The organism is Sphingomonas sp. ERG5 (assembly GCF_000803065.1).
GTDB lineage: Bacteria > Pseudomonadota > Alphaproteobacteria > Sphingomonadales > Sphingomonadaceae > Sphingomonas.
Genome location: NZ_JSXI01000068.1, coordinates 72,193 through 88,292, shown reverse-complemented (window position 1 = coordinate 88,292; position 16,100 = coordinate 72,193). Strand labels below are relative to the sequence as shown.

Sequence of the window (16,100 nt, the reverse complement as noted above, 5' to 3'; positions counted from 1 at the left end):
CTGATGGAGCCCATCGGCAACATCCCGCCTGCCGAAGCCGAAGATCAATATTATGCTGCCGCGGACAACATCGATATGGCAGCGTGACTCACAACCCACGGCCTCCGGCAGACCCGGCGCGGTTCAACTTGCTAGATTTGCTTGGTTTGAGGGACGGTGTATTCCCTGGTGTGGTTTTGTTATCGCGGCGGCGCTGATCCGGTTTCCCTGTTGATTTCGCTATCGGCTTTGGCCCTGGTTTAAGTGCCATGATCGCTCTCCTTTTTCAGTTTAAAAAATTCGACCGTGCGCGCAACTTCTGCCTTGGCTTCAAAGCAAAGCGGTATTGCGTAATAGTCCGCACGAGTTCTGATTGAAGTCAAGGCCCAACGATATTCGTACAGTACCAATAACCCACGCAAATCAACAGGCGGGCCTGGAGGCACTTCGCTTTACGGTGCCTCTGAACGGCGGTGCGAGCGATCGGGTAGCTACGTCCGGGCGAAGATTCTGAGCGCCTGCTGTCGGCCTAAATTGGCCTCAGCTTCGGGCGCCCGGTAGTCATTCCGCCCGCCTGCACGGCGAGGCTCTTCTGTGGCCGACCAATGTCGGACAGTCGCAATTCTGCAGCGAACGGCGGCTGTTAGCAAAAGCGGGCCTTCGCGCTTCACGCATTTGATGGTCGGCATCTGCGGCTTTCTAGGCCGTCAATAACGGACCTTTGATTGTCCATCGGTGCCGCTTGTCCTTTTCTGGCGCCATTCGGCGCAACGCGTTCAGACCTGATTGAATTTCCGTAACGAGATGACGAACTGGGAAAGCTCTTCGTCGCTCCATCCCTCGATGCGCGCGAAATATGCATCGGACTTGACCAAATTGGCTACCCGAACCCTGTCCGCACCCTCATCCGTCAGGCTGTACAGAACGCCCCGGCCGTCTTCGGGATCGGGTGAGGCAGCGGCCAGTCCGGCCCCGCAGAGGGATTTCGCCAGACGACTGACGGCACTTTTATCCATCCCGAGTTTTTCGGCCAAAGTGCCTGCCTTTGACGCGCCGCGCGCGGCGAGCGTCACGGCGATCTGATAGGCCGCGGGCTGGAGATCGGCATGAAACTGTGCCGCAGAACCGGCCATGATGGCGCGAAAGGCTGCCAGCAGGGCATTCAACTCCCCGCCAAGCGCGGCAATGACGTCTGAGCGGTTGGGGTCCATGTTTCCTCCGACACCATTCTTCCAATTTTGTGGACATATAGCAACCAATATGGTTGATGGACATATATCCACTACATGGTGAGGCGCTCGTGGCCGACAGACCTACTATCCTCATTACGGGGGCAACCGATGGCATCGGCTATCTGGCGGCGCTGGAACTCGCCCGGCGCGGCGCCGATCTGATCCTAACCGCGCGCAATGAAGCCAAAGCCGACAGGACGCAAAAGGCGATCGCGGCTGCCGCCCCTTCCGCCTCGATCGCCATATATTATGTGGACTTCACCGACCTGTCGGCTGTGGCCGTGACCGGCCGGGCAATTGCCGCGCGGCATCCCCATATCGACGTGCTCATCAACAATGCCGGCCTTCACGCCTTTCGACAGCGCATCACTAAGGATGGCTTTGCCGAGATGATCGCAGTCAACTATCTCGCGCCCTGGCTGTTGACGGATATTCTGCGGGATACGCTGATACGCTCTGCTCCCTCGCGCATCGTCACTGTGGGCTCGGAAGCGTCCTGCCAGAGTCGCAGTCGCGACATCACCAGTGATCTGTTCGACATCGCACCTTTCGCCGCCCGAGGATCGTCGAAAATCTACGGCTTCTCCAAGCTGCTGGACATCATGTTCTCTCTCGAACTGGCGCGGCAACTTGAGGGCAGCGGCGTTGCCGTCAATTGCCTGTGTCCCGGGTTCAACGTCACAAGCCTTGGCCGCGAACTGGGCTTTGCTCGTCCGCTTGCCTGGGCACTGAAAAGGCTGGGCATCGGCAACCCCGAACATGGGGCGGGAATCATCGTCCGCCTTGCCACCGATCCCGTATTCGGCGAGCGAACCGGGGAGTATGTCTCGGTAAAGGGCGCCCATCGCCTGATGCCTGCCTCTCCCGCGAACAGCGATGAGGCACGACGGCAGTTGTGGAGCGCTACCAGCCAATCGGTTTGGCGATTCCGAGATGTCCCGTCGACGTATTCGTCCGCTTCCGCCGGATAACGGCCGTTCGCCGCTGCCGCTTTAAAGGGCAGGAATGTCCCACTTCTCGCCGTTCCGCCTAGCTGTCGTCGCCCGCATTGCGAGTCATCGGCCCATGTGAACAAGAGTCCGAAGTTGGGGAGCGAGCTGGGCGGCCCGGACGGCAGAAATTGGGTCGTTGCCGCCTGCGCAACGCGGACGTTCGCTTGGACCCTTGGGTCGGCAGCGATGCGCCCATGAGCGGCCATTCATTGAACTACGCGCCGTTCCCGAAAGCGGACTCGGTCAAGTGATGCGCACACGGGCGGCGACCTGTTGACGCTCGAGCTGCTTGCTGAACTCTTCCAGGATGGCGCTCGAAGCCAACTCACGGATCGACATTCCACCCTTGGCACTCAAGTAGCGCTCCAAGTCTCCAGGTTAGCGAACTACCCCGCGAACCGGGGATTGAAATCAGACAGCTGGGTGAAAAGGTAGCGGTACGGTGTATTGATCAGTGCACAATGGCCCGGCAGACCGATTGCGGGACAGGGGAGTGGGAGAAGTGAAGGCGAACGTCGTCATTGTCGAGGATGATCCGCTTGTCTCCGCTCATGTTGGACGCGGTGTGGTGGCGCACGCCGGCTTATCGCTAGTGGCCACGACAGACACGCTGGCAGGCGCGCGGGCCCTGCTCGATCGGAAGGTAGATCTTTTTATTCTTGATCTTGGCCTTCCCGATGGAAGCGGGATCGAACTGATCGAAGAAATCCGTGCACGAGGTGGCCTCGAACCGAAAATACTCGTCCTATCAGTGCTCGGAGATCAGGAAACCGTTCTGGCGGCTGTGCTGGCGGGGGCGGACGGCTATCTGCTGAAGGATCTCGACAGCCTCGACATCGGTCAGCAAGCCGCCGATGCATTGACTGGCGGCGCGCCGTTGTCGCCGAGTATCGCCGCTTATGTGTTGCGTCATCTGCGTCGGCAACGGGACAATTCGAAAACGGATGATGCCGATCCGCCATTGTCGCCGCGCGAAATCGAACTGCTTCAGCTTCTGGCGCGGGGCTACAGCAACCGGCAGGCGGCGGCGGCGCTTGAGATATCGCCGCACACAATTGGTGATCATGTGAAATCGATCTACCGGAAGCTTCGGGTGAGCAACCGGGGCGAGGCCATGGTGCGCGCCTTTCGCAGTGGGTTGCTGCGCCCGTGAACATCGTGTCCCGGCTGACGGGATGGCGTCGCGCGGTGGCGATCATCGTCGGCGCGCAATTGCTGTTCTGGGGCGCCTACGCGCTCATCGTCGCTGGCTTGCGACCGGTCGGCACGCTTGAAGAGTACCGGTTGCCGGTAGCGCGTGCGCTGCTCGCATCCGAACCGGGAAAGATAGGCGGCTATGCCCTCGGGCTTTCCGGGCCGGCCGTGCTGCGTATTCCGGGCTGGCAGCCCGTGGTCCTGTATCCGGCGCAGGCGAGTCTATTGTCGCGCGCAGAAACGACAGTAGGGAATGAGTGGTCGCTTACCTGCCTGACGTCTCCCTGCCCGAAGGCGGCGATAGCCTATGCAGGATCTTTCGACCGCCTGAGCGAGGCGGCCGCTCGGGAACGGTTCCAGCGTTTCGACATGGTATGGCTGGTCGTTGCGACGGAACTGATGATGGGAGCGGCTTTGCTCGTCCTGTTGCCGGTCAACCGGTTTTCGCGTCTCCAGTGCGTTACCGGCTTGCTGCTCATTTTGGTGGGCATCGACGCATGGCTCACCACCTTCGGGGTGGAAAACCTGCCCTATGCCTGGTTTCCGTTACTGCGCTACGGCACCGAATATCTAATGCTGACGGTGGCGGCGCTTGCCGTGAACGCTTTTGCCGACTGGCGGTCGCGCGAGGCGTGGGCGACCTGCGGCTGCTTTATCGTCACCTTCGCCATATTGCTTGTTATGATGATTGCAGGCGCCGATTTCGCGACGATTGTGCCCTGGTTCGATGCGATCGCGCTAACCCTGCTGCTCGGATATGGCGTTGTAACCTTGCTGCGAATGGGGCGGACAGCGCCGGGGCCGGCGATCCGGGTTCTGGCGATATTGCTTGTCGCTCTTGCCTCGATCGGTTTCGACCTGTTTCTCCTGCCGCCACCCACCGGTTTCGCATTGCAGGCATCGGTCCTCGCGCCGCCGCTGACGATGCTTGGCATCTTGTTCGAGATCGGGCTGCAAGGGCACCGGCTCAATCAGGAGGCGGAGGGGGAGCGCAGCGATCTGGAACGTCAGGTGCTGGAACAGGACGCGAGCCTGCTGCGCTCCTCGCAACTGCTGCGCCATCAGGAACGGGTGATCGCGATCGACGCCGAGCGCCAGCGTCTGCTGCGCGACATGCATGACGGGGTGGGCGGCGTATTGACGCACATGCTCCTCGACGTTCGCGGGAATCGGCTGAATTCGCTGGAAATCGAGCAGGGGCTGCAGTCGGCGGTCGATGACCTGCGCAACATGGCCAGTGCGATCGACGCGGGCAATGAACCGATCGATGAGGCGCTGGCGCTGTTTCGGGAGCGCATGGCGGGCCGTCTCGCCCGATCCGGCATCACTCTGGACTATCGTTGTACGCTTCCGATCCCCGCACCGAGCCTCGACGTGCGGCGGCTGCTCAGCCTCTATCGGCTGTTGCAGGAGGGTATCTCCAATAGTGTGCGGCATGCTGCCGCCACAACGATCGAACTCGCGGTGAAGCCGGGTGAAGATGGCACCATTCTCGTTATGCTGTCGGACGATGGCATGGGGTTTGAGCCGGAGAGCGCGTCAGGCGCAGCCGGCGAAGGGCGCGGCCTTGCAAACATGCGCCGCCGGGCGGATCAGATGGGCGGACGAATAGAAATCGAAAGTGTGCCTGGACGGGGCACGCAACTGATCCTGACCATCCCGATCATCGCTGCCACGACACGAAAAGCCTGAACCGACCACATTATCGTGCCCTCATCCCCTGAACGCGGGATTGTTGTGGCGGCCCCAAGGTGGGAAATTTCATCGCTCACGTATTAAGCGCTGGCCCTGGCGGGGCTGTCGCACGCGGCGTGGATTGCGAGGGGGAAGGTCGAGGTGCCGGACAAAGCATGGACAAACACCGCGATCATTGCGGACGCCCTGCTCCTGACAGGTTGCGGGAAGACGCCCGACAATGAACAGGGATCGAGCAACCCCTTCGTCCCCACCAAAGCCCAGCTCGAGAAGGTGCGGGACGAGGGCCCGTTGCAGACCGCGCGGGGCCGTCTCGAAGCTGGAATTCTGGCTGCACGACAAGATCATGCAAGCCAATGGCATGGAAGCGGCGCTGGGCGGCGAGGACAAGCACACCGAGCCATTGCACGACGGCACACGGCAGGTAATGGGTGCGATGGCCGAGTTGATGCTGAACGGCACGCTGGCAAGGCGATCGGCGGCGACGCGCCGTGGGGAATCGGGCCGCTGCGTGGATCTGCGCGTGCGCAGCGATCTCGCAAAACGCGTCGCTGCCAAACCGAACACTGCCTGTACGTTGTTCGCCGACCGGGCCCTTCTGCCGCTGAGATCGAGCAACCCAAAGCGATGGCCACCGAGTTCAGCCGCAGGCTCACGAATCCGAGCCTCCGATACTCGCGCGGCGATGGCAATGAGCCTGCGTATCGCTTCAATGGGCCTCACTGATCTTCGGTGGGAGCGCGGTTTGCGGACTTGAAAATCAGGGCAGTTGGACAATGGTATCTCGACGCATTGTATTGGGCACGGTGGTGGGTGCCGCCACGATCGCTTCGCTTCCATTGTTCGCTGCGCAGAATCCGGCCAGCGGTCCGGTTGCGCGTTACGACGTGAAAGCGGGGACGGTTTCCGGCACGGCCGCGATGGGCACCGGCTCGATGATGGGGATGATGTTCGGTGGACGAGCGGGAAATAATGTCCAGCACGAGTTGCTGCTTCGGCTGGGATCGACGGAAGCTGCGACGAAGGGCGATCCGAGGGCGGAGCATTTCATGCCCGCCGGCGCCAGGCTCGGCAAATCGGTGCTTCTGGGTACGGCTAGGGTCGAGCGCGCGGAGGGCGATCAACTGCCGCAAAAGCCCAAAGGCCGGCTGCTGATTTTCTGGGGGTGCGGAGCGAATGCGCCCAAAGGGCAACCCGTGATCATCGACTTCGCCAAGGTTGCCGGCGGCCAGATGCCGGCAGGCATCTGGTCGACCACGATCCCGCGCGACGGAGGCCCCAGCTTGCAGAACAGCCGGACATTCGGCCATTGGCCGTATGAGGACGGCAAGTCCGCAAAGCCGGACAGCTCGCTGATCGGCGCGCATCGTATCGTCAGCAATTATGCCCCGGAGATAAGCTTCACGGCCGCCAGGGATTTCATGCAGCCGCTGCAGGTTACCAACCGTCAGCAGGCCGCGGGTGCAACCATGCTGAGCTGGACCGGCATCCTTGACGCCACCGGATATCTGGCGTTCGTCACCGGCGGCAAGATGGGGCCGAACGGCGAGATGGGCGACATGGTTATCTGGACCAGCAGCGCCACCCGCCAGTTCGGCGGCGGGCTGTCGGACTGGCTTTCGCCGGCTCAGGTGACCAGGCTGGTGAAGGACAGGACCGTTCTGCCCCCGACGGTCACGAGTTGCGTGATACCGGTCGAAGTGCGGCAGGCGATGCCCGACTTCAGCACCGGCACGTTGACCGCTTTCGGGCCGGAAGAAGATTTCTCCTATCCGCCACGCCCGGTTTCGGATGCCATCCCCTGGCGGCTCGAATGGAACGCCCGCATCCGGCACCGTTCCGTGACAAGCTGGATGGAGGCGCAGGGCATGCCGATGGGGCGCATAAGGGCGCAGAGCGGCCAGGAGCAGCAGGGCCAGGACCAGCAGAACCAGGAACAGAAGAAGCGGTGCAAGCCCAAGGGCCTTGGTGGAATGCTGGGCGGTATCGTGCGCGGCGCCGGGGGGTGCTAATCTGCGGCTCACTGCGCCGCGCGGCGGCAAGCAACAACTGAGGACCGGGAGCGCGCGGACCCTTTCGGCGCCAGACCAATCCCCGACAAGGGGAAAACCCTGAATTTACCAACATTATCGCACCGACACCCCCTGAACGCGGGATTGATGTGCCGCTGTCGGCGCAGCAAAAGTGCGGCCGGATCTCTCCAGCGGGAATGGAGAGCAATCAAACGATTACGGTCCCGCCGATGGTGGCGTGGGGTGGATGCCCGTGCGCGCCGCCTTGCACACTCGCGCGGCCGGTCGTCGCAAGGGGACAGGAACGATGACTGCAAGAAATTCCGGCAACAGCAATCGTTCGGGAACTATCTCCCTCAAGACATTGTCTGTCACGACCTCGACACTCGCGCTCCTTGCGATCGCCATCTCGCCCCAGTCGGCGCATGCCCAGACCTATACCGGCAACGACACGACCAACGGCCCGTTCAACTCCCCGGGCCTCGCGCAATTCAGAGATTCCAGCACGCTAAACGCGGCGGCGGCCGATACGGTTACCGACGGGACGCAGATGTTCTACGACACCAGCATGCTGGACGCGTCGGTAGCGCATGCGGTGAACGGCGGGCTGCAATATTTCAAACAAACCAGCGTTCTCACTGCGCGGGCGATTAACAGCATCCACGGCGGACAGCAGGATTTCAGCGGCGATAGCACTTTGAACGTGAATGTTTCACGCGCGATCGGCGGTGGAACACAGTATTTCAGGGAGCGCAGCAGCCTCAACCTCAATGTCGCAAACGCGATCGGTGGCGGAACCCAGACATTTTTCGAATACGCCACCCTCAACATACGGGCCGCCAATGCCCTGGACAACGCCAATGCTCTGATTTTCAGCAATCAGGTCGGCGGCGGCATCGGGGGTTTCATGTACCTGAATGGTATCGATACCGTCATTGGCCGTATCACCAGCGCCGCCAATAACAGCGGCTGGATCGCGAACAACGCGGCTACGGCCGCGACCCTGACGATCGACAGTTCGCTGCTCGGCGATTCTTCTTTCTCGGGGGGCATTACTGATGGAGGTGCTCCGCTCGCCCTGGTCAAACGTGGGTCGGGTGCGCTCACCCTTTCCGGCTCGGATGGCTATTCGGGCGGGACGACGATTGAAGCGGGCACGTTGCTGCTTCGTGGTGGCGGTTCGCTGGGCGCGCAGACCGGTTCGCTCACGATCTACAGCGGGGCCGTGCTCGACCTTGGCGGTGCATCCGGGAGGGTGGGGGGGCTCTCCGGGGCAGGCACGATCACCACGACCCAGCCATCGTCCAATGGCCACCTGTTCACCGTTCTCGATCAACTGGCCGACACGAATTTTTCCGGCGTCATCAAGGACGGGGTCGATGGCACTTCCGGCGGCACCGCGATCCGCGTCGGCTTGCGCAAGACAGGCGCCGGCACGCTGATCCTCAGCGGCGTCAATACCTATACTGGCGGCACGATCATCGACGGCGGTGGCCGGCTGAACGTCGGGGGCGCCAATGGCGGATCGATCGCCGGCGACGTCAGCGTCAACGACCAGGGCACGCTCGGCGGTCGGGGCACGATCAGCGGTCAGGTGACGGTAAAGAGCGGCGGCACGCTGTCGGGCCTGCAGGGCCAGACGCTCACCATGTCCAGCCTGTCACTGGATACCGACTCGACCCTGGCAGTGACGCTCGGCGCTCCGGCATCGACAGGGTTGTTCAATGTCACCGGCAATCTGACACTCGACGGCACGCTCAATGTGAGCAATGCTGGTGGCTTCGGCAACGGTCTCTATCGCCTGTTCGACTATGGTGGGGCGCTGACCGACAACGGGATGACCATCGGCGCGACGCCGACCGGCTATTCTGCCGGCGATCTGAGCGTGCAGAATTCAGCGGCCAACCAGATCAATCTGCTGGTTGGGGCGGTCGTGCCCGGCTCCTATAGTTTCTGGGATGGCGCGAATAGCGCTGCCAACAATGTGGTCGATGGCGGTACAGGCATATGGAGCGCCGCCGGAACCAACTGGACGAACGCGAGCGGCGGCGAGAACGGCGTATACGGCCCCGCCTCAATGCTGATCTTTCAGGGAACGCCGGGCACCGTGACGGTCAGCGCGGGCGGCGGCGCACTCGATGTGACCGGCGGGATGCAATTCTTCGTCGGCGGCTATCAAATGTCCGGCGATGCGCTGAACCTCACCGAGTCGGCCACGCCGATCCGCGTGGGGGACGGCACCGCGGCCGGCGCGAGCATGACCGCGACCATTGCCTCCGCGCTTACCGGGACCGGCGGCCTCGACAAGACCGACCTCGGCACGCTGACGCTGACGGGGGCCAGCAACTTCAGTGGCGAAATCGCCGTCAACGGCGGCACACTCGCCATCCGCAACGGCGGCAGCGTTTCCAACAACAATGGCGTGATCGCCAAGGACGCCGGTACCACGGGCACAGTCGGGATCGATGGCTCGGGTTCGATATGGACGAGCGGCAGCGGCGTCTATGTCGGGGCCGGCGCGAACAGCAACGGTACGCTGAACATCACCAATGGCGGCAGCGTCCGCCAGACCGGCGGCGACGGCATTGTCGGCCGCGGCGCCACGGGTACAGCCACGGTCGATGGCGTGGGTTCGACGTGGATCAACAGCGGCACGACAAGCGCCATCCAGGTCGGTTGGGGCGGCGGCAGCGGTACGCTGAGCATCATTAACGGCGGCAGCGTTTCTGGCACCTTCGGCCAGATCGGCTATTCGGACGGCGATGGCACGGTCACGGTCGATGGCGCCGGTTCGACATGGACCAGCACCAGCAACCTCAACGTCGGCGCATTCGGTAACGGTACGCTGAACATCACCAATGGCGGCGGTGTTTCCAGCGCCACCGCCGTGGTCGGTAACGGCAGTGGTGCTGTTGGCACGGTGACGATCGATAGTGCCGGCTCATGGACCAACAGCGGTGTTCTTATCGTCGGTCAGGGCGGTTCCGGCACGCTGAACCTGAACGGCGTGGCGGGCGCGCGTGGCGTGTTGAAAACGCCAAGCATCACAAAGCGCCAGGGTGCCGGAGCCGTCAACTTCGATGGCGGCATCCTGCGTGCAGCGAATTTCAACGGCGATCTGCTGAGCGGCTTCGCTGATGGTGATGTGACGATCAAGGCAGGCGGCGCGTTCATCGACAGCAATGGGGGAGGCGTCATCATCTCCGCGCCGCTGGGTGGCGTCGGCGCATTGACCAAACAAGGTGGCGGCACGCTGGCCCTGACCGGCGCGAACAGCTATGCCGGCGGCACAATTGTTGAATCGGGCACCCTGCAAGTTCTGGGTGACGGCACATTGGGCGCAACGACCGGCTCGCTCGTCGTTGCCGGTGGCGCTACGCTCGATCTCGGTGACACCTCGCAGACGGTCGGCGCGCTGTCTGGCGCCGGCACGATCACCGGCACGATTCTCGGCAATCCCGTCTTGCTGAACGTTAATCAGGCCACCAACACCATTTTCTCCGGCGTCATCAGCGACGGGTTTGATCCCATCGTCGGCGGCACGGCTCAGGTCGGATTGACCATGCGCGGCGGGGGCATACTCACGCTGTCGGGGGCGAACAGCTATACCGGGCCGACGAGAATTTACGGCGGCGGCGAAATTCAGGTCGATGGTTCGATCACCAGCGCCATCACTGTGGATAGCGGCGGCGCGCTTTCCGGCGCCGGTACGGTCTTCAACGCGGTGACGCTGAACCAGAACGGCCTCCTGGCCGGGCAATCGGGTCAGACGCTGACCATGAACAGCCTGACTCTGAATAATGGGTCGGTTGTGGTCGCCGCTCTCGGGGCGCCGTCCACCTCGGAGCTGTTCAAGGTCCAGGGTGATCTGGTGATTGCCGGAACCTCGCTACTGGATGTTTCCCCCCAAACCGGCTTCGGCTCGGGCCTTTATCGCGTCATCAGCTTCGACGGAAACCTGACCGGCGGCGGCAGTCTGGCGGTCGATCCCGTTGCGAATCCTCAATGGAATCTTCAGGTTCAGACGGCTGCCCATCAGGTCAATCTCCTCGTCGGTGCGTCGACCAATCCCGGCTCGTTCGCCTTCTGGAATGGGGCGCAGACCGCGCCCAATAATTTGGTCAATGGCGGTGCGGGCATATGGACCGCGACCGGCACCAACTGGACGAATGTGAACGGCAGCGCGAGCGGTAGCTACGATCCGGCGGCGATGCTGATTTTCCAGGGGACGCCCGGTACGGTGACGGTCAGCGCGGGCGGTGGCGCACTCGATGTGAATGGCGGGATGCAATTCTTCGTCGGTGGCTATCAAGTATCCGGCGACGCATTGAACCTCACCGCGCCAGCCACGCCGATCCGCGTCGGCGACGGCACCGCAGCCGGCGCGAGCATGAACGCGACGATTTCCGCCGCGCTTACTGGCAGCGGCGGCATCGACAAGACCGACCTCGGCACGCTCATTCTCTCCGGGGCCAATACTTACACCGGTGGAACGACGATCTCGGCGGGCACACTGAAGTTCGACGTCGACTTGGGCGGCACGCTTGGCGCACAAACGGGTGCGCTTGCGATCGCCGGCGGCGCCACGTTTGATCTTACCGGTACCAACCAGACGGTCGGCGCGCTGTCCGGTGCCGGCAGCATTACCAGTTCGGTATATGGCGGCCGGATAAGCCCCCTCACGGTCAATCAGGCGACCAACACCAGTTTCAGCGGTGCGATCACAGACGGATATATGACGGGAGCCGGGGACGGTACCGTGTGGCTGATCAAAGGGGGCGCTGGCACGCTGACCCTGGCCGGCAACAGCGCGTTCTCCTTCACCAGTGTCGATGGCGGCACGCTGGCGATCGCAAATGGCGGTACGGTCGCGAACCTGACCAGCTATATCGGTGAAACGGCCGGCAGCAATGGCACGATGCTCGTCACCGGCATCGGGTCCGTGTGGACGACGGATTATCTGTTCCTCGGCTATCAGGGCGCGGGTACGCTCACGATCGCCGATGGCGGCAGGGTCAGCACCGGCGCCGGCACGGTCGATATGGTGCAAACAAACTCCAGCGCCGGCACGCTGAATCTGAACGGTACAGTCGGCTCCCGTGGCGTCCTCGAAACCAACGGAGTCCACAGAGGCCGGGGTGGCGCAACGGTCAATTTCGACGGCGGCATTCTTCGCGCCACGACCGCAGACGCCGATCTGCTCAGCCACTTCGCAGCCGGCGATGTGACGATCATGGCGGGTGGCGCCTTCATCGACAGCAACGGCTATCAAATGCAGATCTCCTCTCCGCTGGGCGGCATCGGCGCGCTGACCAAGCTGGGTGCGGGCGAACTGTACGTGATCGGGGCCAACACATACGCAGGCGGCACCAATATCGAGGCGGGAAGGCTGTTCATTGGTGATGGCGGCACGCTCGGTGCTCAGACCGGATCGCTTTTCATCGCGGGCGGCGCCACGCTCGATCTCGGCATCACGTCTCAGACGGTCGGTTCGCTCTCCGGCTCAGGCGATATCACCAGCACTGTCACGATGGGGGGCACCAGCGTGCTCACCGTCGATCAGGCTACCGACACCATTTTCAGCGGTGCCATCAAAAATGGCATCCAGATTCTCAGCCCCGGCAGCGCTACCCTTCCGCCGATCATCGCGCCAACGATCGTCGGGTTGACCAAATCGGGCACGGGCACGCTGACCCTGAGCGGCAGCAACGCCTATACCGGCAATACCAACCTGACTGGTGGAACGCTGCTGATCAATGGGGCTCTGGGCAATACTCAGGTCGCGGTCGCATCGGGTGCCGCCCTGGGCGGGACCGGCACGATCGCCGGCGACGTTTCCGTGGCGGATGGCGGTATCCTGTTGGGCCGGGCCGGCCAGACCCTGTCGATGGGATCGCTGGCGCTGAGCGGCGGCTCGGTCGTCAATGTCTCACTCGGTGCGCCGTCGACGACCCGATTGTTCAACGTCACGGGCGACCTGGCGCTGAACGGCACGCTGAACGTCGGCAATGCGGGCGGTTTTGGAGACGGCCTCTACCGCCTGTTCGATTATGGCGGGGCTCTTAGCGGCTCCGGCCTCGCTATCGGCGCGACGCCCGCAGGCTATGCCGCTGGCGACCTGACCGTGCAGACGTCGGTTGCCCATCAGGTCAACCTGATTGCCTCGTCGGGACCGTATATCTTCTGGGACGGCGCCAGCACCACGGCGAACGGAATGGTGGACGGTGGCTCGGGCGTGTGGAGCGCTGCCAGAACCAACTGGGCCAACACCAATGCCACTGCCAACGGCGCCTATGATCCCGCGACGATGCTGATCTTCGTCGGCACGCCCGGCACGGTGACCGTGGATGCGGCCGGGGCTGGCGCGCTCGACATCGGCACCGGTCTTCAGTTCGCGAACAACGGCTTTGTGGTGCAGGGCGATGGCCTGTCGCTGATCGGTGGCGCCACTGCCATACGTGTGGGCGACGGCACCGCTGCGGGTGCGGGCATAGCCGCGACCATCGGCTCCGCGCTCGGCGGCTCCGGCAGCCTCGACAAGACCGATCTCGGCACCCTGATCCTTACCGGCGCCAATAGCTATGCTGGCGGCACGACGATCTCCGGCGGCACGCTCCAACTCGGCAATGGCGGCATGACGGGCTCGATCCAGGGCAATGTGGTCAACAACGGCGTTCTGGCGTTCGACCGATCGGATACGACGACCTTCGCGGGTAAGATTTCCGGCTCCGGCACGCTCAACCAAATTGGCACGGGTACCACCATCCTCGCCGCCGCAAACACCTACGCCGGCAGCACGACCATTTCGAGCGGCACCCTGGAGATCGCTGCGACCGGCGGCATCACGTCCGACGTTATCAATAGTGCCGCGTTCCGGAATGCCGGCTCGGTCGCAGGCCGCGTGACCAACAATGCCGGGGCGACTTTCGTCCAGACGGGCGGCAGTGTCTCGAATGGTGTGGTCAACGCCGGCACTGTCAACGTCAGCGGCGGTGCGCTGAACGGCACCATCGCCAACAATGCGGGCGGCAGTTTTACGGTAAGCGGTACCGTGACGGGCAACGGCGGTTTCAGCAACGCCAATGGCGCGACGCTCGCGGTGACCACAACCGGCGCCTACGCCATCGCGGGGCTGCTGACCAACAGCGGCAGCGTCACCGTCGCTCAGGGCGGCTCGCTGACCGCCCCCACCGGCATCGTGAACAATGCCGGCGGCGTCATCACCAACAACGGCACCGTGACCGACGCTCTCGACAATGCCGGGACAGTCACCAACAACGGCACCTACAATGCCAATGTGACCTCCAATATCGGCACAATCAACAACAGCGCTGGCGCGACCTGGAACGGCAATTTCAACACAGCCGGGATCGTCAATAACGCCGGCACGATCAACGGCGGCCTGACGCAGAGCGTTGGGACGACGACGAACACCGGCGCGATCACTGGCGCCGTCACGATCGCGGGCGGGCTCTTTACCGGTACGGGGTCGGTCGGCGGCCTGAACGTCGCCGGCGGCGCGACGGTCAGACCGGGCGTTGGCGGCAGCATCGGGACGATGAGCGTGGCAGGTGGCATCACCTTCAATGCGGGCTCAACCTATCAGGTCGCCGCGAACGCGGCCGGACAAGCTTCCCGCATCAACGCGACCGGGCAGGCCATCATCAGTGGCGGGACGGTGAACGTGGTGGCTGGCTCGGGCAATTACAGGCCTCAGACCGACTACACGATCTTGTCGGCTATAGGCGGTGTCAGCGGCACCTTCGCAAGCGTGACCAGCAATCTTGCCTTCCTCGATCCATCACTCAGTTACGACGCCGGCAATGTCTATCTGCGGCTGCGCCGCAACGACATCAGCTTTGCCGGGATCGGACAGACGCCGAACCAGATTGCTGTCGGCGGCCCGACCGAAAAGCTTGGCTGGAACAGCCCGGTGTTCGATGCCGTGGTGAACCTCTCGGCCGATCAGGCGCGTGACGCCTTCGATCAGCTCTCAGGTGACATCCAGCCCTCGATGCGCACCACGATGCTGGAGGACAGCCGCTTCGTACGGGGGGCGGTGTTGGATCGCATCCGTGCCAGCGCAGACGGGGAAGGACGCGGAGTCTGGGGGCAGGCGATCGGAAGCTGGGGGCGCATGGGCAGCGACGGCAATGCCTCGCGGCTCAACCGCTCGACCGGCGGCCTGTTGATGGGGCTCGACGCCGGAAGCCGTAATGTGCGGCTCGGCGCGGTGTGGGGTTATAACCAGACCAACCTCGACAGCCGGGGATCGTCTGGCAAGATCGATAGCTATCACCTTGGCACCTATGCCGGTGCCCAATGGGGTGCGGCTTCGATACGCACCGGCATTGCTTATAGCTGGAGCGATCTGCACACGACCCGGAACATCGCTTTTCCTGGCTTCAGTGATACGACGCGGGCGAGCTACAATGGTGGTACGTTCCAGGCATTCGGCGAATTGGGCTATGGCTTCGATCTCGGCCGGATCAAGGTCGAACCCTATGCCAACGTCGCTTATGTTCGCGCCCGCACCAACGGGTTCAGCGAGACGGATGGCTACGCCAAGCTTTCGGGCGCTAAAGCCGGGACCGATGTGACCTTCACGACGCTGGGCTTGCGGACCACGACCAGCTTCGATCTCGGCGGCGCTCAAGCGATGCTACGGGTTGGAGCGGGGTGGCGTCATGCGTTCGGCGATACGACGCCGGTCACAGCGCTGCGCTATCAGGCGGGTGGCGGCGCATTCGCGATTGCGGGCCTGCCGCTAACTCGCGATGCCGCCACCATCGATGCCGGTCTCGATGTCGCTATTTCCGGCCGCACCAGCATTGGGATTTCCTATGGCGCCCAGGTTGGAAGCCGCCTCTTCGATCAGACGGCAAGGGTGAACCTGGCGTTCAAGTTCTGAGAAGCCCAACCTGAATCGATTTGCTAAACGCCCGGTCTGGCTGGCTGCCAAGTGGCGCGCGCCCTCGCCGCTCCGACAGAGCCTT

At 63.1% G+C, this 16,100-nt stretch carries 8 protein-coding genes; 6 read left to right on the top strand and 2 right to left on the bottom strand.

What is annotated here, in order from left to right:
- Nucleotides 1–755 precede the first annotated feature (755 nt).
- Nucleotides 756–1,190, bottom strand: a complete 435-nt coding sequence (locus OO12_RS22455) for a MarR family winged helix-turn-helix transcriptional regulator (RefSeq protein WP_034160992.1) — start codon at nucleotides 1,188–1,190, stop codon at nucleotides 756–758.
- Between the two features lie 56 nt (nucleotides 1,191–1,246).
- On the opposite strand from OO12_RS22455, the gene OO12_RS22450 reads away from it, so the two are divergent.
- On the top strand, nucleotides 1,247–2,182 hold the full coding sequence (locus OO12_RS22450) for an SDR family NAD(P)-dependent oxidoreductase (RefSeq protein ID WP_052216185.1): 936 nt from the start codon (nucleotides 1,247–1,249) through the stop codon (nucleotides 2,180–2,182).
- Nucleotides 2,183–2,446: 264 nt separating this feature from the next.
- Here OO12_RS22450 and OO12_RS29335 read toward each other — a convergent pair whose 3' ends face one another.
- On the bottom strand, nucleotides 2,447–2,572 hold the full coding sequence (locus tag OO12_RS29335; RefSeq protein WP_268747934.1) for a hypothetical protein: 126 nt from the start codon (nucleotides 2,570–2,572) through the stop codon (nucleotides 2,447–2,449).
- A 133-nt stretch (nucleotides 2,573–2,705) separates the two neighbouring features.
- Here OO12_RS29335 and OO12_RS22445 point away from each other — a divergent pair, with 133 nt between their 5' ends.
- The 5 genes from OO12_RS22445 to OO12_RS28260 all read left to right on the top strand — a co-directional run bounded on the left by OO12_RS22445 (nucleotide 2,706) and on the right by OO12_RS28260 (nucleotide 16,015).
- Entirely contained in the window at nucleotides 2,706–3,356 is a 651-nt protein-coding gene (locus OO12_RS22445) for a response regulator (RefSeq protein WP_034160991.1), read from the top strand.
- 35 nt (nucleotides 3,357–3,391) lie between these two features.
- Complete coding sequence (locus OO12_RS22440) at nucleotides 3,392–5,089, top strand: sensor histidine kinase (protein ID WP_152616602.1); 1,698 nt, start codon at nucleotides 3,392–3,394, stop codon at nucleotides 5,087–5,089.
- 349 nt (nucleotides 5,090–5,438) lie between these two features.
- Nucleotides 5,439–5,849 (top strand): hypothetical protein, encoded by a 411-nt coding sequence (locus tag OO12_RS22435; protein WP_034160989.1) that lies wholly within the window; start codon nucleotides 5,439–5,441, stop codon nucleotides 5,847–5,849.
- 19 nt (nucleotides 5,850–5,868) lie between these two features.
- The gene (locus OO12_RS22430) at nucleotides 5,869–7,104 is read left to right on the top strand and encodes a hypothetical protein (RefSeq protein ID WP_034160988.1); all 1,236 of its coding nucleotides are present in this window, start codon (nucleotides 5,869–5,871) and stop codon (nucleotides 7,102–7,104) included.
- Between the two features lie 364 nt (nucleotides 7,105–7,468).
- Nucleotides 7,469–16,015, top strand: coding sequence for an autotransporter-associated beta strand repeat-containing protein (locus OO12_RS28260; protein WP_034160987.1), 8,547 nt, complete (start codon nucleotides 7,469–7,471; stop codon nucleotides 16,013–16,015).
- Nucleotides 16,016–16,100: the final 85 nt, after the last annotated feature.